The 24,832-nt window shown below is 61.0% G+C and carries 21 protein-coding genes and 1 tRNA gene; 7 read left to right on the top strand and 15 right to left on the bottom strand.

The features are described from left to right. Positions 1 to 42: 42 nt before the first annotated feature. Positions 43 to 1,518 carry a glycerol-3-phosphate dehydrogenase gene (gene glpD, locus LZ016_RS09680; RefSeq protein ID WP_241447169.1) on the top strand — a complete coding sequence of 492 codons (1,476 nt, stop codon included), beginning with the start codon at positions 43 to 45 and terminating at the stop codon, positions 1,516 to 1,518. 3 nt (positions 1,519 to 1,521) lie between these two features. Here glpD and LZ016_RS09675 read toward each other — a convergent pair whose 3' ends face one another. Together LZ016_RS09675 and LZ016_RS09670 are read right to left on the bottom strand one after the other, a co-directional pair. Beyond that, entirely contained in the window at positions 1,522 to 2,580 is a 1,059-nt protein-coding gene (locus tag LZ016_RS09675; RefSeq protein WP_241447168.1) for an NAD(P)H-dependent flavin oxidoreductase, read from the bottom strand. Then, on the bottom strand, positions 2,577 to 3,845 hold the full coding sequence (locus LZ016_RS09670; RefSeq protein ID WP_241447167.1) for an aspartate kinase: 1,269 nt from the start codon (positions 3,843 to 3,845) through the stop codon (positions 2,577 to 2,579). The genes LZ016_RS09675 and LZ016_RS09670 overlap by 4 nt, the downstream gene beginning before the upstream one ends. 43 nt (positions 3,846 to 3,888) lie before the next feature. On the opposite strand from LZ016_RS09670, the gene ubiG reads away from it, so the two are divergent. Beyond that, positions 3,889 to 4,638: a bifunctional 2-polyprenyl-6-hydroxyphenol methylase/3-demethylubiquinol 3-O-methyltransferase UbiG gene (gene ubiG / locus LZ016_RS09665; protein ID WP_241447166.1), complete on the top strand. Its 750-nt coding sequence runs from the start codon at positions 3,889 to 3,891 to the stop codon at positions 4,636 to 4,638. On the opposite strand, the gene LZ016_RS09660 is transcribed toward ubiG, so the two are convergent. The 6 genes from LZ016_RS09660 to LZ016_RS09635 form a co-directional block, all read right to left on the bottom strand. Continuing rightward, a complete protein-coding gene (locus LZ016_RS09660; protein WP_241447165.1) occupies positions 4,592 to 5,953 on the bottom strand; it encodes a M20/M25/M40 family metallo-hydrolase in 1,362 nt (453 codons plus the stop codon). The two genes, ubiG and LZ016_RS09660, sit on opposite strands and share 47 nt — an antisense overlap. Before the next feature lie 116 nt (positions 5,954 to 6,069). Continuing rightward, the gene (locus tag LZ016_RS09655) at positions 6,070 to 6,741 is read right to left on the bottom strand and encodes a glutathione S-transferase family protein (protein ID WP_241447164.1); all 672 of its coding nucleotides are present in this window, start codon (positions 6,739 to 6,741) and stop codon (positions 6,070 to 6,072) included. A 47-nt stretch (positions 6,742 to 6,788) separates the two neighbouring features. Further along, positions 6,789 to 7,226: a hypothetical protein gene (locus LZ016_RS09650; protein ID WP_241447163.1), complete on the bottom strand. Its 438-nt coding sequence runs from the start codon at positions 7,224 to 7,226 to the stop codon at positions 6,789 to 6,791. Between the two features lie 75 nt (positions 7,227 to 7,301). Next, positions 7,302 to 8,114 (bottom strand): undecaprenyl-diphosphate phosphatase, encoded by an 813-nt coding sequence (locus tag LZ016_RS09645; protein ID WP_241447162.1) that lies wholly within the window; start codon positions 8,112 to 8,114, stop codon positions 7,302 to 7,304. A gap of 3 nt (positions 8,115 to 8,117) precedes the next feature. Next, a complete protein-coding gene (locus tag LZ016_RS09640) occupies positions 8,118 to 9,068 on the bottom strand; it encodes a complex I NDUFA9 subunit family protein (protein WP_241447161.1) in 951 nt (316 codons plus the stop codon). Between the two features lie 70 nt (positions 9,069 to 9,138). After that, on the bottom strand, positions 9,139 to 10,332 hold the full coding sequence (locus LZ016_RS09635) for an aspartyl protease family protein (RefSeq protein WP_241447160.1): 1,194 nt from the start codon (positions 10,330 to 10,332) through the stop codon (positions 9,139 to 9,141). Between the two features lie 67 nt (positions 10,333 to 10,399). Between LZ016_RS09635 and LZ016_RS09630 the strand changes: the two genes are divergently transcribed. From LZ016_RS09630 to LZ016_RS09620, 3 genes are all read left to right on the top strand, one after another. Next, complete coding sequence (locus LZ016_RS09630; protein ID WP_241447159.1) at positions 10,400 to 10,897, top strand: DUF2975 domain-containing protein; 498 nt, start codon at positions 10,400 to 10,402, stop codon at positions 10,895 to 10,897. Then, positions 10,897 to 11,109: a helix-turn-helix domain-containing protein gene (locus tag LZ016_RS09625; RefSeq protein ID WP_241447158.1), complete on the top strand. Its 213-nt coding sequence runs from the start codon at positions 10,897 to 10,899 to the stop codon at positions 11,107 to 11,109. The genes LZ016_RS09630 and LZ016_RS09625 overlap by 1 nt, the downstream gene beginning before the upstream one ends. Positions 11,110 to 11,167: 58 nt before the next feature. Then, positions 11,168 to 11,254: transfer RNA gene (locus LZ016_RS09620), tRNA-Leu, on the top strand. Between the two features lie 119 nt (positions 11,255 to 11,373). Here the strand turns inward: LZ016_RS09620 and LZ016_RS09615 are convergent. Together LZ016_RS09615 and LZ016_RS09610 are read right to left on the bottom strand one after the other, a co-directional pair. Then, positions 11,374 to 12,213: a HEPN domain-containing protein gene (locus tag LZ016_RS09615; RefSeq protein ID WP_241447157.1), complete on the bottom strand. Its 840-nt coding sequence runs from the start codon at positions 12,211 to 12,213 to the stop codon at positions 11,374 to 11,376. Positions 12,214 to 12,215: 2 nt separating this feature from the next. Further along, complete coding sequence (locus LZ016_RS09610) at positions 12,216 to 13,412, bottom strand: DUF262 domain-containing protein (protein WP_241447156.1); 1,197 nt, start codon at positions 13,410 to 13,412, stop codon at positions 12,216 to 12,218. Positions 13,413 to 14,191: 779 nt separating this feature from the next. Between LZ016_RS09610 and LZ016_RS09605 the strand changes: the two genes are divergently transcribed. Continuing rightward, entirely contained in the window at positions 14,192 to 14,365 is a 174-nt protein-coding gene (locus tag LZ016_RS09605; RefSeq protein ID WP_241447155.1) for a helix-turn-helix domain-containing protein, read from the top strand. 894 nt (positions 14,366 to 15,259) lie between these two features. Here LZ016_RS09605 and LZ016_RS09600 read toward each other — a convergent pair. The 4 genes from LZ016_RS09600 to LZ016_RS15705 all read right to left on the bottom strand — a co-directional run bounded on the left by LZ016_RS09600 (position 15,260) and on the right by LZ016_RS15705 (position 22,846). Next, positions 15,260 to 15,850, bottom strand: coding sequence for a thermonuclease family protein (locus LZ016_RS09600; RefSeq protein WP_241447154.1), 591 nt, complete (start codon positions 15,848 to 15,850; stop codon positions 15,260 to 15,262). Between the two features lie 371 nt (positions 15,851 to 16,221). After that, positions 16,222 to 17,319: a phospholipase D family protein gene (locus LZ016_RS09595; protein ID WP_241447153.1), complete on the bottom strand. Its 1,098-nt coding sequence runs from the start codon at positions 17,317 to 17,319 to the stop codon at positions 16,222 to 16,224. Between the two features lies 1 nt (position 17,320). Next, entirely contained in the window at positions 17,321 to 21,505 is a 4,185-nt protein-coding gene (locus LZ016_RS09590; RefSeq protein ID WP_241447152.1) for an Eco57I restriction-modification methylase domain-containing protein, read from the bottom strand. Between the two features lie 129 nt (positions 21,506 to 21,634). Beyond that, on the bottom strand, positions 21,635 to 22,846 hold the full coding sequence (locus tag LZ016_RS15705; protein ID WP_366512899.1) for a tyrosine-type recombinase/integrase: 1,212 nt from the start codon (positions 22,844 to 22,846) through the stop codon (positions 21,635 to 21,637). A 286-nt stretch (positions 22,847 to 23,132) separates the two neighbouring features. On the opposite strand from LZ016_RS15705, the gene LZ016_RS09585 reads away from it, so the two are divergent. After that, entirely contained in the window at positions 23,133 to 24,236 is a 1,104-nt protein-coding gene (locus LZ016_RS09585) for a 6-phosphofructokinase (RefSeq protein ID WP_241447151.1), read from the top strand. Here the strand turns inward: LZ016_RS09585 and LZ016_RS09580 are convergent. Then, positions 24,233 to 24,769 carry a CAP domain-containing protein gene (locus LZ016_RS09580; RefSeq protein WP_241447150.1) on the bottom strand — a complete coding sequence of 179 codons (537 nt, stop codon included), beginning with the start codon at positions 24,767 to 24,769 and terminating at the stop codon, positions 24,233 to 24,235. The two genes, LZ016_RS09585 and LZ016_RS09580, sit on opposite strands and share 4 nt — an antisense overlap. Positions 24,770 to 24,832: the final 63 nt, after the last annotated feature.

Below are 24,832 nucleotides of genomic sequence, written 5' to 3'. Positions count from 1 at the left end.
AACCGCAAATCGGTTATCCTTGCATCCGGAGGGCGTCCCCTTGTGACCGAAGCGAACGTCGATTTGCTGATCGTCGGAGGCGGCATCAACGGTGCCGGCATTGCCCGCGAGGCCGCCTGGAGAGGGCTGTCGGTCGTTCTCGTGGAGAAGGATGACCTCGGGGCTCACACTTCGTCGGCCAGCAGCAAGCTTGTTCACGGCGGGCTTCGCTATCTGGAGCAATGCGAATTCAGGCTCGTGCGTGAATCTCTCACCGAGCGGGAGCGGCTGCTGCGTTCGGCGCCGCACATCGTCGAGCCGCTGCAGTTCGTCCTTCCGCTCGACAAGTCCTCGCGACCCGCGTGGATCATCCGCGCGGGGCTGTTTCTTTATGATCGCCTGAGCCGGCGGGACTTCTTGCCAGGCAGCCGGTCTGTTCGCCTGGAGGGTCCGCTAGGCGCCGGGCTGAGGCCGGGGGCAGGACGGGGTTTCACCTATTGGGACTGCCGGGTGCAGGACAGCCGCCTGGTCGTCCTGACGGCCATGAGCGCGGCAGAGCGTGGAGCGCGCATTCTCACCCGGACCGAACTGGTCGAGGCGCGGCGCGAGAGCGACTATTGGGTCGCCTCCTATCGTGGATCCTCAAGCGGGCGGACGATCCGCGCACGCGCCGTCGTTAATGCCGCAGGGCCGTGGGTGGGCGACCTGTTCGACAGGATCACTGGCTTCCGTCAGCGGCCGCGGGTCAGGCTGGTAAAGGGCAGCCACATCGTCGTGCCGCGCCTTTTCCCCGGCGATCACGCTTTCATCTTGCAGGGGGACGACGGCCGCGTCGTTTTCGCCATCCCGTTCGAACGAGTGTTCACGCTGGTAGGCACGACGGATGTGGACTGGAGCGGCGACGCGAGCACTCCGGCGATCACCGAGGGGGAGATCGATTATTTGCTGGCGATTGTGGGACGCACGTTTACATCAACCGTCTCGCGCAGCGATATCGTCTGGACCTATTCTGGAGTGAGGTCGCTGATCGACGATGGCAAGAGCGCATCCAAGGTCACCCGCGACTATGCGCTCGAACTCGACGACAATGGTCCACCGCTTCTGAGCGTCATTGGCGGCAAGCTTACGACCTATCGCAGGCTGGCCGAGCGTGCGTTGGATCGGCTTGCGCCGTTCTTTCCGGGAGAGTCGGCGCAGTCACACGACGATTTCCTCCCCGGAGGAGATTTGCCCGATGGCGACGTGGCAGCCTACTCGGAGGCTCTCGCGTCACGTTTCCCGGAGTTGCCCGCGGCGATGGTGGATCGGCTCGCGCGAACCTATGGCACCCGTGCCGAGGCAATTCTGAAGGGCGCCCGAACTCTCGCGGACCTTGGCGAAGACTTCGGCGCCGGGCTGACGAGCCGTGAAATCGAATATCTGGTCGCCCACGAATGGGCCGGAACGGCTGAAGATGTCGTCTTCAGACGCACGAAGTTAGGACTGCGCCTGTCGAAGCAAGACGTCTCTCGCGTGGCCGCTTACCTAGCCGCCCGCTAGTGCTCAACCGCGGCTTTCAAGGGCGGCAGCCGCTTCGTCGACGAGCTCCCGGATGATTTCCGCGACAGGCTCCTCGCGGGTGACCATCCCCACTGACTGGCCGGCCATCACCGAGCCGGTTTCCACATCGCCCTCGATCACCGCCCGGCGAAGCGCGCCGGCCCAGTAATGCTCGATCTGGAGCTGCGCCTCGGCCATCTCGATCTGGCCACTGTCGAGCAGATCGGCAACCTCGCGCTGCTTGGCCGAGAACTTCTCCATCTCGCGGTTCTTGAGAGCGCGAACGGGAATGACAGGCAGGCGCGGGTCGATCTGAACCGACGGAATGGCGTCGCGTGCGGATGCCCGAAGGAAAGCCTTCTTGAAGTTCGCATGGGCGATGCACTCGGTCGAGCAGACGAAGCGCGTTCCAAGCTGTACGCCGACCGCACCCATCTCCAGATATGCTGCAACCGCTTCGCCGCGACCAATGCCGCCAGCAATGAAGACCGGAATGTCGTGGCTGACGTGCGGCAGGATCTCCTGCGCCAGCACGGTGGTCGACACCGGGCCGATGTGGCCGCCGGCCTCCATGCCTTCGATGACGATGGCGTCGGCGCTGGAGCGCATGAGCTTCTTCGCCAGCGCTAATGCTGGAGCGAAGGCCATGAGCTTGGCGCCGCTCGCCTTGATCTTTTCGATCGCCCAGCCCGGCGGAAGTCCGCCCGCGAGCACGACGTGGCCGACCCCATGGCGCGTGCAGACGTCGACCAGGTCGCTGAGCTGCGGGTGCATGGTGATGAGATTGACGCCGAACGGCCGCTGCGTGCGCACCTTCGTCTCGGCGATTTCCGTGTCGAGCAGCTCAGGCGTCATCGCGCCGCACGCGATCACGCCGAACCCGCCGGCATTAGAGATCGCGGAGACGAGGTGACGCTCGCTGATCCAGCTCATCGCGCCGCCCATGATCGCAACCTCGCAGCCGAGGAACTCGGTGCCGCGGTGCATCAGCTCCTTGAGACGGGCGTGCCCGACCGACTGGTGAACGGCGCGCGGTTCGGCGATCAGCCCTTCGCCGCTCATGCCGCCGCTCCCGCGTTGGCTTCCTTGTCGTCGAGGCCGAAGGCAGTGTGAAGCACGCGCACGGCCAGCTCCGTATATTCCTCCGCGACCAGCACCGAGACCTTGATCTCGGAAGTCGAGATGGCGCGGATATTGATGCCGCGCTCGGCGAGCGTGTGGAACATCTGTGCCGCGATTCCGGCGTTCGACCGCATACCGACGCCCACAGCGCTGACCTTCACGACATTGGTGCCGGTTGTCATGGACTCGAAACCGCCGTTGTCCTTCAGCTTGTCCAGCTCGGCCACGGCCTGAGCCAGCGAGCCCTTCGGGACGGTAAACGTCAGCTCGCTCTTCTCGCCCTCGCGGGGCGCAGCCTGGATGATCATGTCGACGTTGATGTTCGCCGCGGCGAGCGGGCCAAAGATCGCCGCGACCGTTCCCGGCTTGTCGGGCAGGCCGGTGAGGGTCACGAGCGCCTCGTTCTTGTCGTGAGCGATGCCGGTGACGAGCACGCGTTCCATGTTGAATTCCTCGATTTTGTCGTCGCCGACGATCAAAGTGCCGGGCTTGTCCTCGAAGGATGAGAGCACCTGCAGCGGCATGTTGTAGCGCATGGCCAGGCCCACGGAGCGGGTTTGCAGAACCTTCGCGCCGACCGATGCCAGTTCCAGCATTTCCTCATAGGTGACGGCCTCGAGCTTACGCGCCCTCGGCACGATCCGAGGGTCGGTGGTAAAGACGCCCTCGACGTCGGTGTAGATGTCGCAGCGGTCCGCCTTTGCCGCTACTGCGAGCGCCACCGCTGACGTGTCCGACCCGCCGCGCCCGAGCGTAGCGACGTCGCCCGCCTCGGTGACTCCCTGGAAGCCGGGGATCACCGCAATCCCGCCCTGCGCGAAGACGCCTTCGAGAACTTCCGCATCGATATGATCGATCAGGCCGGCGCTATGGCCGCTGGCTCGGATGGGAAGCTGCCAACCCATGTAGGACCGTGCGTTCACGCCCATCCCCTGCAGGGTCATCGCCAGCAGGCCCGAAGTGACCTGCTCGCCGCTCGCGACCACCACGTCATATTCGCGCGGGTCGTAGAGTGCCGCCGCCTCCTTGCAGAGCTGCACCAGCCGGTCGGTCTCGCCGGCCATGGCGGAGACGACGACCGCGACCTGGTTGCCCGCGTTCGCCTCGGCCCGCACGCGCTCGGCGACGTGGCGAATGCGTTCGATGCCCGCCATCGACGTGCCGCCGAATTTCATAACGATGCGCTTTTCGCTGGCGGAGGGCATTGGGCTCCTTGGGTGAACGGGCGCGTCCTGTTACGGGTGGCTCATGGTTGAGACAAGCATGAGTGAGGGCTCGACCCGAGCGACGACCAGCGTCGTTCAGGAAGAGATCGCGCAGTTCGGGAAGCTCGCCGGCGACTGGTGGGACCCGAACGGCGCCTCGGCAATGCTGCACAAGCTCAATCCCGTGCGCCTCTCCTACATCCGCGACCAGATCGACCAGCACTGGTCGCTCGACGAGCGCAGCCGCCGGCCGCTTGAAGGGAAGAAGGCGCTCGACGTCGGTTGTGGCGCTGGCTTGCTGGCCGAACCGCTGGCGCGTCTGGGAGCAGAGGTCACCGCGATCGATCCCGCTGCCGAATTGATAGCAGCCGCGCGTGAACATGCGTCGGGGCACGGACTGTCGATCGACTATCGCGTGTCCGCGATTGAGGAACTCGAGGGCCAGTTCGACCTGATCACGGCGATGGAGGTCATCGAGCACACGGCCGATCCGCAGGCCTTTCTGCAGTCGCTATCGCAGCGCCTGGCGCCCGGCGGTCTGCTGCTTTTCTCGACTCCCAACGCCACCGCCTGGTCGAAGCTCATCACCATCACCCTGGCCGAAGGCTTCGGCGCAATCCCGAAGGGAACGCACCACTTCGACAAGTTCATCGCGCCGGAGCGGATGAAGCTTCTGCTGGCGGGTGCCGGGCTCAAGTGCCTGGACGTGGGGGGCATCGCGTGGGGTCCCACGCGCGGCCTTCACCTCAGCGAGGACGTGAGCCTGAACTACCTGATAGCGGCGGCGCGCTGATCAGCTTTTCGTAAAAGGCGATCGCCCGCATGTAGTCGGCAATGGCGATACGCTCGTCATTGCCGTGGAAGCGCGTGAGGTCGCCCTTGCGCATGGTGATCGGCACGAAGCGGAGCACGGCGCGGGCTACGCGTTGGTAGTGGCGGCCGTCTGTCGCTCCGACAACGAGGCCCGGCGAGACGGCGGCTTCGGGGAAGCTGCTCCGTACCAGCGCTTTGAATTGTTGGAATTCGACGCTCTCCGGCGACACCGGTTTGCCGGGTTCCTGTTGGAAGGAGGCGGGGCGGACCTGCACCTTGGGATCGTCGATCACCTTCCGGTCGTGCTCCAGCACGCTTTCGATGCTGCCGCCTGGCAGGATGCGGTGATTGACGACCGCATGAGCCACCTGCGGGATGACATTGTCCTTGGTGCCGGCGTTGAGGATCGTCGGCGCGGTCGTGGTCCTGATCGCGGCGGCGGTGCTCGGCACGGCGAGAAGCTGGCGTTCGACGAGCGGCCCAGTGAGCCAGCGGTTCGCGAGTGCGGCGCGCATCGTGAAGCTCCCGTACGGGGCGATCCCGTCGAGCATCGCGCCGGACGCGCCATCGATCCGTGCGGGCATCTGGTGCTCGAAGAGCCGATCGACCGCCCGCGCGATCCGAACCGCTGAATTGTCGTTCGCCGGCATGGAGCTGTGCCCGCCCGATCCGGTGGCGGTGAGCTCGACCGAGACATAGCCCTTTTCGCCGATGCCGATCATCGCGACCGGCACGTTCACGCCGCCGATGACGCCATCGAGCACGGCATAGCCTTCGTCGAGGCCGAGACCGATGTTGGCGCCGCGCTGTTTAAGCAGGGCCGCCATTGCCTGGGCGCCGGTTCCGCCGCGCTCCTCGTCATGTCCGAACGCCAGATAGATCGTCTGCCGCGGCTGGTGTCCGCGTTGGAGTGATCGCTCGACCGCTTCGAAGATCGCCATCAGCGACCCTTTGTCGTCGATCGCGCCGCGGCCGATCACGAAGCCGTTGGCGATTGCGCCGCTGAAGGGCGGGGCGCTCCACTTGCCGTCGCTTCCCGCCTCGACCGGTACGACATCCTGATGGGCCATGAGCAGCAAGGCCGGAGCGGAGGGGTCCAACCCCTGCCAGGTGTAGAGCAGGCTTCCGCCGACATCCTCGCGCTTCAGCTGCGCGTGCATGAGCGGGAAGCTGCGTTCGAGAAAAGTGTGAAAGGCCGCGAGGACTTCGGGCGACGGCGGACCCGCCTCGGTCGATACGGTCTGGACCTGCAGGCCCTGCGACAGCCGCTGGACCGCCGCGGCATCGACCGGCAAAGGCGGCGGTGCTTTGCCCAGGGCTTCCGGCTTCAGACGGAGCGTGTTGAAGACGACGACCGCGACGAGGACCAGCAGCAGGACTGCTGCTACCAGCCCGATCCTCCGGGCCGTCTTCAGAAGTCGACCTTATCGTAGTGGGCGGGCGGGACGATCACTTCCATACGTTCGCCGAGCAGCGGCCGGAACGAGGGCCGAGACTTCATGACGGCGTACCAGTCCTTCGTCTGCTTGTGCCCGCGCCAGTCGAGCGCGCCGAGATAATCGATGACGCTTAAGTGCGCCGCCGCCGCGAAGTCCGCGAGGCTGAGGCCGGGGCCGGCTAGCCAGCGGCGGTGGTCGAGCAGGTAGTCGACATAATCCAGATGACCGTTGGCGACGCGCATGGCTTCCCGCAAAATGCGCGTGTCCGGGCTCTCGCGGTTGACGAGGCGCTTGCGCATGCGCTCGTTCATCAGTGGCTCGACGACCTCGCGATAGAGCTTCTCGTCGAACCATTCGGTGAGGCGGCGTATCTCGGCGCGAAGCACCGCATTGCCGTGGATCATCGGCATGCGGTCCACGGTCTCGTCGAAATATTCGACGATCGGCTGCGACCCGATGAGCGTGATCCCCTGGTCGGCATCGACGAGGACGGGTGTCTCGCCCGCCGGATTCAGGTCGATGAACTCGTCGCGGCGTTCCCACGGGTTTTCACGGACCAGTTCGGCGGCAATCCCTTTCTCGGCCATGACGAGCCGGACCTTGCGGGAAAAGGGGCACAACGGAAACTGGAAGAGCTGCCACATCGCGAGGCAGCTTTAGCGAGGGACGCGCCCGCGTCCAGCGCTCTGCGTCAGCGCTTCGGATAATCGGGACGAGGCATGTTCGCCGCCGCCCGGTCGAACTCTTTCTCGGCGTCCTTCAGGCCCTTCATCATCGCCGGGAGAGCGGCCATCAGCGCGCGCTGGCTGGCGATCATCATCGGCCGGCTCTCGTCGATCTTCTGCTTGAGTTCGCGCTCGCTCATCCCGCTCTCAGTTGCGACGGTGCGGCGCTTGTCGCCCGCGGTCGCCGGCCGGCCCTGCAGCGCAGCCTCGGCTTCTCCAACGGGCAAGTTGAGGAATGCCTTCGACAGCGCCTGCATCGTATCGACCAAACGGTTGGCAAGGGCAGGATCGCTGAGCTCCCGCGGAATTCGCAGGTCGTCCGATGGGGACGGAGCCGGCGCGGCCTGCGCGAGTGCTGGTGCTGCAGCCAGTGCGAACGGAAGAGCCAGCAGGTGGAAACGCATCGCCTGAGTCCTCGAACGTGAGGCAAATATCTTGGCGATCAACAGCTTAGCCGCGGATGAACGGCAGATGAATTCCTAGCGCAGGGTAAGCCACGCGAGAGCGGCCGCTCCGACCACGATGCGGTACCAGGCGAAAGGCGCGAAGCCGTGCCGCGAGATGTAGTGGATGAAGGCTTTTACCACGACGATCGCGACGACGAAGCTGACGATGAAGCCGACCGCGACCGTACCGAAGCCGACGCCGCTGGCTCCGGAAAGCAAGGTGTCGTGATGCTTCACGAGCTCCAGTGTAGTTGCGCCCACCATGGTCGGGATGGCGAGAAAGAAGCTGAACTCCGCAGCCGTCCGCCGCTCGACGCCGAGTGACAGGCCGCCGAGGATGGTCGCGCCGGAACGGCTGACGCCTGGGATCATCGCGAGACACTGGATGAAGCCGATACCGAGCACGCGGCCGATCGGCATCTCCGCGACGCCGACGATCTCGCCGGGCTTCGCGAACTTCTCGATCAGCAGGATCGCGATACCGCCCACGATCAGCGCCCAGGCAACCACTTCGGCATTGCCGAGGAGCGCCTCGATCTTGTTGATCAGCACGAAACCGATGATCGCCGAGGGCAGGAAGCCGATTAGGACGTTGCGGATGAATCGCCACGACATAGGGTTGTTGCGAAGCAGGCCTTCGAGCACGGCCCAGAACGTCCGCCAGTAAAGGACGACGATCGCCAGGATCGCGCCCAACTGGATGATGACGTTGAAGGCGGCCCACTTCTCGGCATCGAATCCGAGCAACTCGGTCGCAAGGATTAGGTGCCCGGTCGAGGACACGGGCAGGAACTCGGTGACCCCCTCGACGATGCCGAGGATGATGGCGATCAGAAGGATCGGCACTGGCTAGTTGATCGCCGTGATGTTGACGCGCCGGCGGGCAAAGCGGTTGCCGCCGTACATCTCCAGCCAGTCAGGAGCGATCGCAGCGAAGGGCGTCGGGTGGACGCCGAAGGCCTCGAGGCCCGTACTGCCGGCTTCCGCAACATTGTCGCGCTGAAGCATCATCCACTGGTCGCGGGTGAGCGGCGCACCGGGAAGGAAGCCGAGCCAGGAGATGGCAGAGGCGAGGGGGCCCGGCACGTCGACGAGCTCGGTGTCGCGGCCGGCGGCCTTCAGGATCTCGGCGGTCAGCTCGCGCATGGTGAAGACCTGCGGACCGCCGATCTCGAATGTCTTGCCTGCGTAAGCAGCCGGTTCGACGGCGGCTTTGGCAATCGCTTTTGCCAGATCCTCTACATACACCGGCTGGAAACGGCAGTTCGGCGCAACGACCGGAAGCACCGGAAGCTTCGCCATGCTTGCGAGCCGATTGGTCAGCTCGTCCTCAGGCCCGAAGACGATCGACGGGCGGATGATGCTGGCGCCCGGGAAGGCAGCGCGAACGGCGGCCTCGCCTTCGCCCTTCGTGCGAGAGTAAACGGAGTCGCTCTTCGGGTCCGCACCCATCGCGGAGATATGCACCAGAGCCTGAACACCGGCGTCGCGGGCGGCTTCCGCGATGTGCCGTGCGCCATCCACGTGGGCGGCCTTCATGTTCTTGAAGGACCCGACGAGGTTCACGACAGTATGGGCTCCCTCGACCGCATGGCGGACGCTGTCGCGGTTGGCGACATCGGCTTGCACGAAACCGAATTGCCCGACCTGGGCCAGCGGCTGGATGAAGTAAGCGGAGCGCGGATTGCGGCTAGCGACCCGCAGGCGAGCCCCGGAGTCGAACAACTGTTCGCACACATATCGGCCGATGAATCCGCCGCCGCCGAACACAGTGGCGAGCTTGTTTTTTCCGTCCAGCATCGCGCCGCTCACTAGCGGCTCGCGCGCGTCGTTGACAAGGCGGACCGAGCCCGAAAGCGCGGCCCTTTCATCAATAATAGTCGGCGAGCGTGAGCTTGACCGTCTCGCCATCCGCCTTGGTGATTACCGCCTCCGTCCCGGCCGCGTCCTTCGACCAATCGCCATGTTCGGAGGAGTAGAAGCCGGGGCCGACCCGCTCTCCGTCGATCGAGACGATCTTGTCGCCCTTCTTCAGGCCCGCCTTGTCGGCCGGGCTTCCCGGCGAGACGTGGAGCACATTGAAGTGGTCATCCTCCAGCAGCATGAACATGCCCGCGCGGTCCTTGGGGAAGTCGACGGGCGTGTCCGTCCGCTGGAGCCAGAGACGGTCATGGCCGAGGTCCAGCGTAAGGTGAAATGGCTTGAACAGCTGGATGCCGGCATTGGCACGGCCCGCGTAGGGTCCCTTGGCAACCGAGCGAAAATCCGCGGGCACTCCGGAAAGGGGGAAGCCGCCGACCGTCACGGTCGGGATCGTCGCTCGCCGATCCTCGTGAAGGCCGCCAACACCTCCGCCGAGGCCGACGGCGTACCGGAGCGAGGCCAGGCGCGGATTGGCGTCGAAATACTCCTTCGAAACGCTGAGCGCACCTCCGTTGCCCAGGTCCAGTGCGGCCTCGACCGGCGGAAGACCGTCGATCGCGATTGGGAGGTAGTGCAGCGTGCCTTCGCGCCGGAGCTTCACTTCAGTGGCGCCGGCGGGCGCCGAAAAGTTCGCTGCGGGCGAAAGCGTCAGAAGCTTCTTGTCGAAATCCAGCCCCATGACGCTGTTCACGAAGACCTCGCGGCCGAGAACGGCGGGGAGGGGACGTCCGATCACCTTTCCGATGCGATCGAGGTCGAGCACGAGCACCGTCACGCCGCTGAGCTTCAGGTTGCCGGCCTGGATCGTCACGTTCTGGACGAGCTCGCCCTGCTCGTTCCCGCCCGTGCCTTGGGCGGTGATCTTCATGCCGGGCTCGAGCCCAATCTTCCTGGCGAAGTCGTCGTCGAGCGTCGTCACTCCGGCGCCGCTGTCGAGCATCATCGGCGTTTCGACGCCGTTGACGCTGCCGTTGAGGACGATGCGGTTCCCGCGAAACAGCTCGAACGGAATGTCCGCCGACGCGCCGGGGACCGCGCTGACCGTCGGCGTCGCGATCTGGGCGGCGGCGAAGCAGGGATAGAGAGCCGCGGCGGCGACTGCAGCAGCCAGTCCCAAGCCGATTCGCGTCTGGCGTTTCATGTTGTTTCCCTTTATCTCCGTATCGAGAGACGCAAATCAATTATTGTAAAACGATAATGAGGTCAAGATGGCTCACGCGAGCATCGCGAGGACGGCTTTCCGTTTGAAGCTTGGAGTGTGGATCGTCTGGGCCTGTATCCTGCTCGTCTACGTCGCCGGCCGCTTCGGACTGGGCGTCGGGCTCCTTCGTGTGCAGTCCCATGCGACCGCGGGCGACACCCCTTCCATCATGGCGGTGGCGGACGTCACGATGGTTCTTCTTACCATAGCGCTCTGGCAGCTCAGCCGCATGCTCGGCGCAATTGCGGCGGGCGACCTATTCTCCGCGCGCGTCGTCGGCGCCTTCCGCTCCTTCGCCTTGTGGCTGCTGATCGTCGCGCTCGTATGGATCGCCATTCCCATCGCCCTGACGCTGCTCGCCGGACCGGGATCGGAGCATCATCTGGAGTTCAAGCTCCAGCTGCGCGACCTGATGACCATCGGCATTACCCTCATCCTTTTCCTCGTCGCGCGCCTGCTGGAGCGCGCGCGGACGATCGACGAGGAAATGCGGGAGATCGTCTGATGCCGATCGTCGTCCGGCTCGACGTGATGCTGGCCCTGAGGAAGATGCGCTCGAAGGACCTAGCCGCGAAGATCGACATCACCGAGGCGAACCTGTCGCTGCTGAAATCCGGCAAGGTGAAGGGTATCCGCTTTTCGACTCTCGAGGCGATCTGCGAGGAGCTGGATTGCAAGCCGGGCGACATTCTCGACTATGAGCCGAACGGGAATTGACAAGGCACCGGCCCGTCTCCAAATGGCGCCGCCTACCAGCTGAAATCATAGCTCCTGTGCCCAGGTGGCGGAATTGGTAGACGCACCAGCTTCAGGTGCTGGCGCTCGCAAGGGCGTGGAGGTTCGAGTCCTCTCCTGGGCACCACTGTCGAGCCTGAAAATGGCTGTTGTGAGCCATTTTTTGAACCGGCCTCGGCTCGCAGCCTAGCCGCAAGCCTTACCCCAGAGCTGGAAATATTGGGAATGCGTGATGATTCGTCCAAGTCAGGCGGGGTCTGCCGAGGGTTTGAAAAATCCTCTTAGAAAATTGGCAATCCCTCTGACCGCCGCATCGACCGCTCGGCCGGGCAACGTCGCGGCTGGTGTCGAGGCGTCTCTGGCGGGGCGTGGAGCCTCTCTCTCCAACACCTTTTGAACGCTACGCCCGAAAGCGCTCAACAGGGCGATGTCTGCGGTTATCTGCTCGGGCCCACTGGACCGCATAGAATTGAGCGAGTGAGCGACTTGGTTACGCCGTTCAAAGAAGTCCTCTAGCCGTTCAACAAGCCGGGGAGCGGCCTGTCCGGGTTCCGTCTCTCCCAACTCGGTCAAAAGTTCGGCTTCCGCGCTTGCGAGACCGCAAACGTTACCCAGTCCGCTCAGATTGAACAGAGAATTCAGTTCCTGTGGCCGCATGTTGCTCTCGTTGTGGATCAGCTCCTGATAAATGTCTTGGGTCAGATCTCCGCGGCAGAACTCATAGGCGATGGTGAACCTCGTCTGGGCGTCCGCGAATATGCTCTCCCGGGAGAAAACTTCTGTTCTGTCATTCAACCGTAGCCTGGCCAACGACTCCATCGTCCTGCGCCAAGCGACCGTCGCCAGCCGTGGAGGCAGCTTGTCGTAAGAGTCGCACCCCTCAACAACGGCGCGTGCAAAAGACCGGGCGAGTTCCCTCACGAATTCCTCGAAAGTCGCGGCAAGCAGAAGGATCGCCGCGTTCGCGCCCGCGACACGAGCTCGAGGTCCGCCTAAGCTAGGGTCTGCGGCCGCGTTGACTAACGCGGAGATAGCTGCGAGCTCTTCTTCGAACTCTTCAACGACCAAGGCAAAGACCGAAGGCACAGCTAACCCGTCGGGAGCAGTATCTTCATCATAAGGCCGATCCGGGCGCGCACGGCGTTCGCCGTATTTCCCTGCCCGGTCAGCACATGCAGTTGCTCCGGATCATCTAGAGCGGTCTCCATCCGCTGCCGAACTCCCAGCGCGTCCGCGGCAATGTCTGCTCGCTGCGCCCAGAGCATGCGTATCGCTACCATCGAGGCGTCGTACAGGGCTGCTGACACACGTGTCCGTCCCCTCTCATCTGGCAGCAATCGGAAGGGTTCACCTTCGAAAAGCTCGTAAAGGAACCTAAAGCGCTCTCGAAATTCATCCTCCAACGCCATCGCTTGCTCGTGCGTGATGCCCATGCGTGTGCTCATCGCTCTGTCGAGCATCGTCTTCATGGAACCACGGATATTATCGTCGTCGATGAGCGCGAAGTATCGGAGCACGAGCTGGCAATCGCCCATGGTCGAATAGAGGTTGTTCTTCTGCCGTCTTGGGTTCTCGTAATAATCGTTGGGATCAGCCTCGACGTATTCGGGTATGTCAAAGGCGTGTGTGAATAGCGGGTATCGGCTTAGCCGGATTAAGGCCTGATTGAAGTTGCCAGGGTAGATGGCGTTTCGAATCTCCTGCGGGTTTAATTTGGTCCCGCCCGTGTTGAGCCGGTCGAAGATGAAGCGGCGAACGTCTGTGAGGGAAAGGCGTCCGGCCGGTTCGCTTTCGAGCAAAAGGACCACGGCGGATAATGTTGCCCGATCTAAGGCCCTTTTTATTCTAGGAGGGCATGCCGTGTACCGCAGACCATTCAGTGGCTGGAGAACCTCGAGGCCACTCAACGAGAATGCCCCAGAGAGATATTCCCGGACAGTGTTAAGCCGCTGTTGTCCGTCCATTACTTCGTAGCGTGCTGCGTCACTTTCAAAGAGGAAGATTGGAGGGATTGGGATGTTCAGCAGCAAAGACTCGATTAGTCGAGATTTCTGCGGCGTCGTCCAACGCAATCTTCGTTGATATTCCGGCCGAAGGTTCAGAACCTCGCCCTTGTCTATCAGGTCGCGAATTTGAGGTAAGAAGAAGTTGTTGGTCTGATAAACAATTCTGAATGCACTTTTAGCGAAGAACTCGTCCGGATCGCGAGACCGCTCGCGGTCATCGGCTGGAGCTTCGTCGTCCAACTCCTCCAAATTTTCGACAATCAGGTCTTCGTCTTCCATGCGGCGGTCCCCCGATTAGGTCTGGTCCGTATCCGCCGGGAAACTCGAGGGCAAGTTGGCCTTGCTACTACGTTGAGTGTGTTGCCTTGGACCGAGTTATCAATGAAGATCGGAAGCGGGGATAGGACGGCCATCCGACAAACGCGCTTACTCCACGCGCTTCCCCATTTTCTGTGGAGTCCCGACGGAGACGGGATTTGGCAAAACATCGTGGTCTCCTCGACGCTATTGAGCGGGGAAAGGAGCTTACAAAGAATTTTCCAGATGTCCGCACGTTACTGGAGAAGGGCGGCGTTGGAACTGAAATTGCCAGGTACGTCAAAGGGGATCGCCGTGGGCTGTTAAGTGAGGCGGACCAAAAGCTACTGCAGGACAGGCACACCTTCGTGCCGCCGGAGCACGCCCGGCGGCTAATTACCGGATCTCTTGAGGCTTCCCGCGGGGCTCGCGGTCGGCCGCGCAACAGCGGCGGCTATTCGGACAGCGATGCTAGTTTGATCGTCGAAATGCAGGGGCTCCTGAGCTCCGGAGAGGTTAGCTCTCTAAACGCTGCCGCGGTCCGCCTGGCCGGACGAGCGAGCGGCCCAGCCACTTTCGAGAGTAAGGTGAAACGGCTAACGCGCGGCTATAGAACATACCGGGATAGTTTGGACAAAAATTCGGAATAAATGTCCAAGCCCCTCGCGAACGGTTGCTGTCCATTTATCTGGAAAAAAGTCCAGTGATCTCGCCTTCGTCTGAGCTGACAATGCCCCGAGCATCCTGAGCGGAGACAAACGATGGACGTTATCGCAACTTCAGTACACGAGGCCGCCCATGCTCTGGGGGTCGGACGTACGACGATTTACGCGTTGATACAGAATGGCCGCCTCGCGACTTTCAAAATCGGACGGCGAACGTTGATACCCGTCGAAAGTCTCAAAGCATTCGTCGGCCGTCAGACGCCGACCTGAGGATACTTAGGCTACTGGGCCATTGTCGGATAACGGCGGGGTGGCTCAGCTATGGGGTTACCGTGGGACGCGACCAGAGCCCCAACCGCAGTCCGAACGGCAGAAGCGGGGTCGCCGGGAGCCGCCAATCCCGCAAGTAGCTGCTGAGTCATCGCCTGGCGGCCAGGCGGGACCCCTTGAACGGCTGCTGGCTCCGAAGAGCAGTTGACCGCGGCAAGGGCGGACCAGCCCCATCGCTGATGGGGACTGGTCGTCCTTGCCCATCCCAGCGCTTCACCAAAAAACAGGGGTTTTTGATGGCTTGGGCCAGCAACTTTCGGACATACGACCAATTCGCCGCGACGGCCAAAAGCGGACCGGATGTGGTCTTCCTTCGCGGGTATCTTGGAGGCCGCGATACGACCTTGTCACTTTCAACGCTTCTGGAGGAGCAAGAAACGATAGTCGTCGTCGGCAACAAGTGGGCAGCTTACGTATTCAGCGCTACCGCCAAGCGCATCAGTATCTACAGGTTGCGAGTTCGACCTCAGATAAATCCACAACATCGACGAACCTCGTTTTCGCGCTAGATTGCAAATCCATTCCCACAACAACAACATTGCCTGAACTGGTGCCGTGTTCGGGACCGCGGGCAACTCTCTGCCCCAAAAAGCGACGAGAGAGTGCGAGCGAGGCAGTTGACGCTGCGGTGGCGGGCCGGGCTTGTCGACGACCATCGCCCTTACCGTCATTCCTAATCGCCGGGGCTGGGTAGCGCCTCGGAGTCAAAGGTGGTGGGGCGGTGCCAGGGTATCGGGCTTTGATGAGACCGCGTTCCCCGCTTCAATGCGCTGCATCTGCATCTTCTAGAGCGGCCAAAAGGATATGGCAGCTTTCGACCCAAACTCCACGCCCTCATCTTACGATTGCTCGACGATACCCTGCAGCTTGGGCATCGGCCTCAGTACAGAAAATCTCTTCTGCCCGTGTCTGATCGTAATACGGCATGCCCGGAAGGTGGTAGATCCACTGACCCTTCCGGTTGCGATTGCCCTTGATGTTGCAATTGCCGTTGGCGCGTCCCTGCCAGTCGCTGGATGCGGCGCGCTTGGCCCTCATCGGCCTTCCCGGCTCGACCTGCGGCTCGCCGCTGTGCCGGTAATCGCTAGGCATCTGGAACGTCCCGGCCCAAAGCCCACGCTTGTAAGCCTTCGCCATCTCCTCGGCGGAGACGTAATCGGATGAGTAGTGGCGATAGGCGACGGCATAGCCCGTCGCGACCATCGTCCGATTGATGTCGGTTGTTCCGACCGTGCACCGCCCAAGGATGCGCTGGTGCTGATCGACGCCCATGGAATCGCATCGGACCTGCTTGCCAGTCACCAGCTTCATCAGCTCGTCAGCAGCGGCGGAGCCGCAGCCCCAGTTCTGGCCGCCGCGCTTGCAGGTCTGGTCGAACTCCGGAGCGTCGATGCCGAACAGGCGGACTTCCTTTTCGCCAACCATCAGGCTGTCGCCGTCCTTAGCTTGGCCTAACCCATAAATCGGTGTTTCCGCGGCCCCAGCTGCAGCAAAGGGGAGCAGTACGAGGAATGAAAACACCTTCATATCCGCACCGTATCGCGACAATGTTCAATGGTCTCCTAATGGCGGCTTTCGACCCATTCCTGCCGCTAGAAGGCCCCACCGGGGCAAACGGGGTATACCCAAAAACAGCCCTAAAAAAACGCGCGCGCGCGCGAGGGGGGGTTATTTGCTCCGGCGCTAAAGGTGTAGGAGCAGCGCCGTGACAAGCGGTGTTGAGATTGGAAGAGAACTCGCTATCGCGATCCTTCAAGTGCCGAGACGCTAAGAGGAAACTGGGCGAGTTGTGGCTTCTAAAAAACGCCCCATCTGCGCGCGCCCTTTCGCGTCTGGTTCGGGCATTTGGATTCCAAAGTCCCATTGTATGCGGACGCTGGAACGAACCTAGCGGAGTACAAATCCTCACCAGCTCGCTCGAGATGAAGGATCGCGGGGCGGTTGACGGTCATAATAGGGCTCAACCGCACTTGGTGAGTGCTGTTGGAAAAGTGAGTAATCCGAGAGGCGATTTCCTCGCTCGGAAACCGAAAGGTCACCATTCTCTCTTCGTCGTCGCGTAATCCGAAATATGCTCCTAAAGTACCCACCGGGAGTTGCACCGCGGTTCCCGACTTTCCCTTCGAGCCACCGGTCTCGCGCGCAAAGATCTGCAGATACAGATGCGTTGGCTTGTCAGACAGCGCATCCATTTCCGCTAATAACTTCAGTTTTTTGTCGTTCGAGAAGTTTGGTAGGTTGAGGATCTGAGCGAATAGGGGCTTGGGGGCAGTTCTCACTCCAGTCGTGAGATAGGGCTTCCCTTTCTTCGCGCCTCCAACCTCATCCCGACGTTCGGAGCCCGCACCAGCTGAGGACGCCAGTCTACGGATTTCTGCAAGCGACACCGCTTTCGCGGTCTTCTTTGCTTCGATCCAATAGTCAGCAAGTTGCTTTTCAAACGGCTGACCCATGGGGCAGCGAAGCTCGGCCCCGAGTTCGGAATTACGAGAGAGTCCACCGCCGGTTAGATTTGCAGATCCCAGGAGGGCTACGACTTCGTTTTCGAATCTGAATTCGTAGATCTTCGGATGGAATATGGCATTTTGATAAGTGTCTTCGACGAACCCGGCGTAGGTGCGACCGGGAAAACGGGCCCCGAGGGCAAGGCCGTAATACAAAGCGTCAGGGGTCGTTACGCCGTTTCCAGCACCGAAAATGCTGTCGAATGATCCACCGTTGCTAAGAAAAGATTCAAGGGACTCACTAATAAGTCCAATTCCATCCCATCGTGCATATGCCACGCAAAATCTAACCGATTTCAAGCCTGGCGTACGAAGCAGTCTGTTTAGATCTTGGTAAAGGCCCTTCGAGTTGCCGGTCTTCTGCTCCCGAAGGCAAACTGTAATGGCCATGTTAGGCGGCATCATTCATTTTCGGACCTCTTGAACGGCTTGCTTGGGAGGAGATAATCGCACGGGAATCTCCGGCCTGAAGCGCTCTCATGTGCCCGATGATTAGATCACGAGTGACGAAATGCCCATGTTCCAGCTCGTCTTTGCGGCGCACGATGGGGAAAGTGGATAGTACGTAATGGGCGTCGTCTGGAGACAGCCCGTACAGATGAAAATAGAGCGCATCTAGACGAGCGCGACGTTGCCGCCGGTCTTCGTCGTTCCACAAGATTGGCGTACGCACGTCGCCAGTCTCATCAAGGTAATCCATGTCCCGCGCAAATTCCGCAAGATCGTGCGCAGTATAAGTTAATGCAAGAACTTCCTCAGTTACAATTTCCGATGCGGATCTGTGACCGAAACTCCGGTCGTACGCATTGGGAGTGAGGATGGGCAATTGCTCCATTATATACCAGTTTGCATTCGCAGATTGAATCTTCGAACGCGCAACGAAGTCCAACGCAAACGAATTGAGATTGGCCAAGAGCAACGCGGCACTTTGAGCATCTGCGGTCAAAAGCAGTGGAGCTTTGTTGCCATACGCTGCCTTCGGAAGCACGGCCGCAATTATAGTACGCACATCTGTAGGTCGCGCGATGTCCCGAAATGCCAAGCACCAATCTCTCTTCGGCTCAACCTCAGACCATTTGACCCAAAATTGCGGGCTCGGCTTAAATGAAGGATCTGCCTTTTGCTCAGTAGACGCTCGATCGCTCAAAGCGGGATTGTGGAGATTCTCTTCGTTGACTTCTACTCCAGCCGCGCGATGGTCGAATTGGTTGAACATCCGGCCCGTGTAGAGAGGTACGGCTTCCTCGATGCCCTTGCGCCAGTATCCGCCTTCAACTTGATACCAGCCACTATTGGCTAATTCCTCGGCAGTTCGAAATTTGTCGCTATCGTTCGTCATATGGAACATCGTGCGATAACGAACCTTCCAAGGCCGTTCCGGCTCGGGTGTGTTGTGGTCAACGAGAATTGGAATCCTTTTATAAATTCCGGTAATCAGGGCGGCGTCGCGGCGATTTCTGAAGACAGGCGCGGTACCACTATTTGGGTTCACCGCTGCGAAATCGGCGGGGCTCAATCGGAACGTTTCTGAAGCCAGATCCTGATCTGATGTCCCGACTAGGAAGAACCCGCATTCAGCCTGTTCGGAAGTCCGCGAGGTTCCACCAAAAATCAGCGCTGAGAACTTGAAGCGGCTATCAACCCCTTCGAAAAAAGCGTTGTCTCTGGACGTCGGTTTGTTGGCGAAATCAAGCAGGGAACTGAGACGTCCCGTTGTACTGATGCTTCGAAAGAACGTGCTGGCTCCTAGGTCTCCAGCGATCCCACTTGGGACGAGCAGACCAACCAATCCATCCTTTGCTACAAGTCGCTCTGCTCGCTCTACAAAGAGTGAATATAGATTTACATCTCCGCCGCCGAGCAGAGGGTATTGCCCTCCCTTCTCAGGTGGTAACGCTGCCATGCGGGCGGCCATGCTGGCGTGGCGGGAAGCGCGCTCGTAATCCAGAGCCACGGGGTGCCGCGTCTTGCGAAGCGCCTCAACCATTCGTTTCCGATCAGACGCTCTTGTCGCGTAGGCAACTTCTGGCTCGCGTGCCGCGAACCACTCAACATCCTGCATTTTCAGGCGGTCCCAAGGCGGATTGCCAATTACCGCGTCGAAGCCTCCTTCGGGTGAATCGCTGGTCCAGTCGCTCCACACGCCAGGAAAGTCGATCTCCCAGTGAAGGAAGTTGGTAGTCTCCGCAACAGACCGTGCTTCTGCTAGCTGCGCTACGGCCGGATCTGGATCTGTCACTCGACCATAGAAATTATCGATTGCGACGTTGATGTCACCGAATTCACCTTCGAGGAGACGATCAAGGGCGACGACTCGTCTCGCTAAAAAGGAGCTCGCCTCGCCCAACCGTAGGGCACCTTTCGGGTCCCGTAATGCTATGGCATCTGCCTCACGCCGCAGCTTGCGCGCCTCCTTCCGAGCGCTTTCAGTTGACGCGCCGATCCATCGCCAGCCTTGCAACAAGCTCAGTAATTTGTGCGCATCTGCGGTCTCGCGGCTGACTTCAGCGAAGTTGCTGCGCGAAGCTCTGACCTCAGTGATATCGGCGTCACTGAGCTCTTCTACGCGCTGCATCGATTGCGTAGCCTTTGCGGCGCGCAAGACTGCATCTCGCCCAAAAAGTCCGCGCCCTGCTAACGTGTCTAGGGCAGGTCGTACCCACTCTCCGAAAAGGCTATCCCCACAGCGCAAATGATGGTCGAGAAAGGAGAGGGGTGCGCCGACGGTAAACGTGTGGAGCCAGAGTGAGAGTTTGGCTAGTTCCACTGCCATCGGATTCTTGTCGACGCCATGGATCACTCGTTTGAGGATAATCCGCCTCACCAGCTGCCGATCAATCAGCTGCTCATCGTGCACCGCCCAGCCATGCAGCCGGGCCTCCGACATTATGTGACTACGAATGCTGATCAAGCGTGTGAGCAAGGGCGAGCTATAATCCGCCCAAGACGCGAGCTCGGCCGCCTCGTCTGTCGCTTTCAGAACTTCGTCAGCAAGAAAATCTACCAAACTAACGAGGAAGTGACCCGACCCCATTGCCGGATCGCAGATGCGCAGTTGTAAGATTCTCGCCGCGGGATCGAGCTCAGAGAGCTGCTCTCTTGCTTGTTCTGGCGATCCGCTACCACGCTGCAGTTCGTGAGCTCGCGTTTCGAAAGAAGCCTTGCGCTCCGCAACAAGCGGACCGACGGTCCGCCTGATAACCAGCATTACCAGGTCCTCGGGGGTATAGTAGCTGCCGCTTGTCTTGCGGGCGAAGGCCTGAGGCCGGGTAACAATCAATCCATCTGCAGCGGCTAAATCGAATTCCAAAAGGCGCTCGTAGACAGACCCGAGGTGCTGGACCGACAGATCTCGGTAATTGATGAATTTGGCTCGTCCCTCAATGCGCTCTCTAGACAGAGCGTCGAGGAGGGGGGCGAAGTCGGCGTCAGAGATCAATGAACGATCGAGGAGCTCGGAACGGCCCTGTCGGAAGAGCCCGCCGTTGTATGGCGGCAAGCCAATATCCTCGTCGCCCAGATCGATTTGTGTCCAAAGGTCCCTTAGGTCGCCGTCGTAGTTTCGACGGCTACTGCTGAGCAGCTCGCTGTTATCAATAGCACGAGCCACCTCATTTCGGAGAGCCCAGAGGCCATCCCGGCGCGCCCTGGTGGGCAACAGGCTGCGGTCCTCAGCATAAAGGACAAAGAGAAGTCTGTAGAGCCAAGTCAGGGCAGCGTCGCGGACCTCGTTGAGATAGGAAATGCTTGGCGTTTTCGGCCGGTCGGGATCGGCGCTTGAAATTGCATTTGCCAGGGACGGGAAGACGTTCTCAAAAACTGTGGCGGCGAGGGCCTCGGTAACGCGCCCTTCGAAACCCTTGCTGTCACGCAAGGCTTGCACAAGACGCGTTTGTTGTCCTGCGTCTTTGCGAAACCCGTCTTTTCCGAAGAGGAACATGAAAAGGCGCAGTAAATGATCGGCATCCCGACGGCTGTCGGGGCTAACCACAACTCTCTCGACCGCCTCGTACAAATCGATTTCGACAAATCCTTCGAGGCGGGACGACGCCTTCACGTCGTAGAGTCGCCAAACCCGGCCATTCGTCAGCATCCCAAATCGGATCGAACCCGAGGAATGAGCTTCTACGGCGCTAAGGTATCGCAGAATTTGTGTGGACGGCGCGCCCGCACTGATCTCTTTGGATGCCTTGTCGAGCTGGATCTCCCAAGCCTTGACCTCAACAATGGCCGCGCCCTGTCGATAACGCTCTGCTGGGGACAGGATCGTCGCAGCGGCCTTGGCCGATTCCGACGTAAACAACAGATAATCCGGAACATCCGTCCTGCCTCTTGCAGATGTACGAATCTGCGGAAGGAAGTCGGTCCACCCTAAAATGTGTAGTAATGGCTCTACTAGATCGCTTTCGGTTTCCGCTTCCCCGGGCGCATTCCGCCCGGCGAAATCGTCGAGGAGCGCGGTGACTTGCGCGCGGACGCTGTCGAGCTGCGAGAATGTGCTTTCCCAGTCCGACGCGGTAGCAACGCCTTCAGACAGGTAATACTCACTGAACAGCGTGCCGCGGCTACTTGCCATGAATACTCCCCGTTTCGGCACCTTCCGCCAATCCAGACCTGTGAACAAGCGCTCGCCAGCCTCGTAAGCCCGTCTCGCCTGGTAGAAACGGGAAAATAGTATTCGGACAGCCGCGTCCCGGCGCTGGCCTCACGAGGGAAAGGAACCTGCAGGGCTAAGGTAAGCGCACCACTCATGTGCGAGCTTTCTACGCTCTTCAAGGAGGTCGCTTCTCTGATAAGCGGCACGAACTTTGTTGGCATCCACGTGTCCAAGTGCTCTTTCCAGCACTTCATTCGCAAACTGCCCTTGCTCTGCACCCCACGTTCGGAACGACGCTCGAAAACCATGGACCGTCACATGAGGTTCGAATGCATGAAGCGCCTTGCTCACTGCGACGTCCGATAACGGTTTTTTGGTCGGACCTGCAAAGACGTAATCGTGAGCCTCATCGACCGAGGAGCGGAGTTCAGTCAGGATGGATAACGCTTCCTCGCTGAGAGGAACTCTCCAAAGCACGCCCATCTTCGTTCGATTAGCTTGGACGGTCCAAAGCGCATTCTCTAAGTCGACTTCCGACCAAGTGGCGGCCCTCGCTTCACCAGACCTAGCGCCCGTTAAGATAATGAACCTCAAGCAAAGGGAGCTTTGGCTCTTCGCTGCTCGGAGCCTTGACATCAAATTTGGTACCGCCGCGTGTGGCAGTGACGCACGATGGACAACCCTCGGGCGGCGTCCCAATTGACTGTGTTCCAATCCACCCTTCCACGCAGCCGGATTCCGTCGGTCGTTGCCCTCGACACGATCTGCGTAATCCAGAACAGCTTCTATCCGTCGCCGCACGCGGCTCGCGGTTTCGTATTTGCAATTCCAAAATGGGCGGAGGCGGCCTTGGCGAGAATCCCAGACGGCTTGCTTCAAAATGTTTTCAACGTCAGCAAACCCGATCTCCAAAGGCCGCGACCGACCAATGAAGGGGTACACATAGTCACGAAGAGAATTGCCGAACTTGTCCTGGTGACGGCCGGGCTTCAATGATGGCAAACGATGCGCAATTAATCGCTCGGCATAGTCGCGGAAGGTCAAACCTTGGGAATTGCTCCTTTTCAAGACGCTCCTAGGATCAACGCCCTGCCTTGCGGCGCGTCGCATAGCCTCTGCTGTATCGCGGGCTTCGCGCAAACTTACTACGCGCGTCGGACCGATGCTTATCTCGGTGACGCGGCCTCCCAGCTTGTATCGGAAGATCCACTGTCGTGATGCCGAACTTCGAACCCTCAGGAAGAGGTTTCCGCCATCGGCGTATGTGCCTACACCCAGCTTCTCAACTTGCAGCGCCCTCAGTGATCGGAAAGTTGCCACAGGTTCCTCGACGCTTAAGCCTTGCCCAGAGCCTTACCCACGAGAGTGAATTGCAGCAACCGTCCATGAACGTCCCTGAACGAAATCCCAGTAAAACAGAGCTTTTTCGAAAGGAAGTTGTACCATGGCGAACATGGGTGAATGGATGTTTGGGTCCTCTCCTGGGCACCATCGTCACGCGCAGTCATGCCCGGGGGTATGACGAGCATGACGATCCGCCGGATGGCGAGTTGACACACCCGCTCCCTAAATGCTGTGCCGCGCGGATGGTGAAAGCGGGGGCGCAGTGAAGATCGGAATCCTGACCGGCGGCGGCGATGTGCCTGGGCTCAACCCCTGCATTCGCTCGATCACGCTTTCCGCCGACGACCTCGGCTGGGAAGTCATCGGCTTCAAACGCGGCTGGCAGGGCGTTCTCGAGATCGATCCCGACGATCCCGCATCGATCGCGGCGAACAGCCGGCCGCTGACCCGCGACAACGTCCGCGGCATCGACCGCATGGGCGGTACCATCCTCCACACCTCGCGCCTCGACCCGCGCACGATCGCCGATGGCGACAAGACCACGCAGGTCATGCACACGCTCGAACGGCTGGGCGTTGACGCAATGGTCACGCTGGGCGGTGACGGCACCTTGCGCTTTTCGGCGCACCTTTCGCGGCAGGGTTTCCCCGTCGTCTCCGTTCCGAAGACGATGGATAACGACGTCTTCGGCACCGACTATTGCATCGGCTTCTCAACGGCGGTCAGCCGCTCGGTTGAAGCCATCAACGCCCTGCGGACCACGGTCGGCAGCCACGAGCGCATCGGCATCGTCGAGCTGTTCGGGCGGCGCAGCGGCGAGACGGCCCTACTTGCCGGCTTCCTCGCGCAGGTTGACCGCACCGTCATTGCCGAAGTGCCCGCGGATCTCGACGTGCTCCTGCCTCTTCTGGAGCGCGACAAGGAAGAGAGCGGCTCCGGTTACGCCATGTGCGTCATCTCCGAGGGGGCGCGCATCGCGGGCGAGGGCAATGGCGACGATACGATGCGCTCACTCCCCGGGAGCGAGCGGGAGGAGATCAGCGTCAGCCGCCGCCTCGGCCGTGCGATCAAGCAGCGCCTCGGCCAGGGCACCGTCATTCAGGAGCTTGCCTACCTGATGCGGGCAGGGGAGCCGGACGCCATGGACCGCATGGTCGGCCTCGCCTTCGGAGCGCTGGCGATCCAGCTGCTCGCCCGCAAAGAGTATGCCCGGATGGTCGCGCTCAAGGACGGCAATTACTGCCACGTGCCGATCGGAACGCTGGAAGAGGGCCAGAAGGTCGTCGACGTGTCGGGCCTTTATGACCCCGCCATCTACCGCGCGAAGCTCATGCGCGTAGAGGGTATGCCAATGTTCCTTTACTAAGGAACGACATTACCGTCTCGATTGCCCGGCGGCGAATAGCGGCAAATCAGATAGTCCCAGGTGCCGTCGCGATAGATGGCGCAGCCGACGTGCGTCGTCGTCTTCCAGATCATCTGCGTATAGTGGGCCACGTCTGCCCAGTTCCCTGAGCGGCTGACGTTGGGAAACGCGCCGGGGTAGAAGAGCCGCTTCTCGTCAGTCCACGCGCCGACCATCTGCTCCGGCTGGAAACGGCCGTCCTGGCCCATCCACAAATTCTCGCGCTGGTTTTCGCGGCCGGTGCGCGGCGAATGGACAAGGTGGCCAATGCGCGAGAGCGCTGGACCGTAGGATGCCGCCGCGATCGCCAGGTTCGGATCCCACTGCAGCGGCAGAGCGCCGACTTCAGCTCGTGCCGTATTGTGGAGCATCAGGATCCGCGCATTGACGTTATCGAGACCTGCCGAGGTCGCGACAAAGGCGGCCGCGTTCGCCTCGTCCGGGACGAGGGCGAGAGCCGCTACGATAAGCGCAATGACCGGACTGACCTTCATTGCGGCCAACCCTGCGCCGCAAATCCTAATGGTTTCTAAATCGCTACGGACGCGGAAACTTCC

The sequence above is a fragment of the Sphingomonas telluris genome (genome assembly GCF_022568775.1).
Classification (GTDB): Bacteria; Pseudomonadota; Alphaproteobacteria; order Sphingomonadales; family Sphingomonadaceae; genus Sphingomicrobium; species Sphingomicrobium telluris.
The sequence above is the reverse complement of the archived record's forward strand: the minus strand, read 5'-3'. Positions and strand labels throughout refer to the sequence as shown.

What these genes read in the sequence shown, in the direction of transcription:
- LZ016_RS09670 (WP_241447167.1), bottom strand. Translation starts at nt 3,845, where the DNA reads ATGCCCTCCGCCAGCGAAAAGCGCATCGTTATGAAATTCGGCGGCACG.
- LZ016_RS09605 (WP_241447155.1), top strand. Translation starts at nt 14,192, where the DNA reads ATGGACGTTATCGCAACTTCAGTACACGAGGCCGCCCATGCTCTGGGG.
- LZ016_RS09655 (WP_241447164.1), bottom strand. Translation starts at nt 6,741, where the DNA reads ATGTGGCAGCTCTTCCAGTTTCCGTTGTGCCCCTTTTCCCGCAAGGTC.
- LZ016_RS09675 (WP_241447168.1), bottom strand. Translation starts at nt 2,580, where the DNA reads ATGAGCGGCGAAGGGCTGATCGCCGAACCGCGCGCCGTTCACCAGTCG.
- LZ016_RS09635 (WP_241447160.1), bottom strand. Translation starts at nt 10,332, where the DNA reads ATGAAACGCCAGACGCGAATCGGCTTGGGACTGGCTGCTGCAGTCGCC.
- LZ016_RS09650 (WP_241447163.1), bottom strand. Translation starts at nt 7,226, where the DNA reads ATGCGTTTCCACCTGCTGGCTCTTCCGTTCGCACTGGCTGCAGCACCA.
- LZ016_RS09640 (WP_241447161.1), bottom strand. Translation starts at nt 9,068, where the DNA reads ATGCTGGACGGAAAAAACAAGCTCGCCACTGTGTTCGGCGGCGGCGGA.
- LZ016_RS09590 (WP_241447152.1), bottom strand. Translation starts at nt 21,505, where the DNA reads ATGGCAAGTAGCCGCGGCACGCTGTTCAGTGAGTATTACCTGTCTGAA.
- LZ016_RS09600 (WP_241447154.1), bottom strand. Translation starts at nt 15,850, where the DNA reads ATGGTTGGCGAAAAGGAAGTCCGCCTGTTCGGCATCGACGCTCCGGAG.
- LZ016_RS09630 (WP_241447159.1), top strand. Translation starts at nt 10,400, where the DNA reads ATGGCTCACGCGAGCATCGCGAGGACGGCTTTCCGTTTGAAGCTTGGA.
- LZ016_RS09580 (WP_241447150.1), bottom strand. Translation starts at nt 24,769, where the DNA reads ATGAAGGTCAGTCCGGTCATTGCGCTTATCGTAGCGGCTCTCGCCCTC.
- ubiG (WP_241447166.1), top strand. Translation starts at nt 3,889, where the DNA reads ATGGTTGAGACAAGCATGAGTGAGGGCTCGACCCGAGCGACGACCAGC.
- LZ016_RS09610 (WP_241447156.1), bottom strand. Translation starts at nt 13,412, where the DNA reads ATGGAAGACGAAGACCTGATTGTCGAAAATTTGGAGGAGTTGGACGAC.
- LZ016_RS09595 (WP_241447153.1), bottom strand. Translation starts at nt 17,319, where the DNA reads ATGGCCATTACAGTTTGCCTTCGGGAGCAGAAGACCGGCAACTCGAAG.
- LZ016_RS09625 (WP_241447158.1), top strand. Translation starts at nt 10,897, where the DNA reads ATGCCGATCGTCGTCCGGCTCGACGTGATGCTGGCCCTGAGGAAGATG.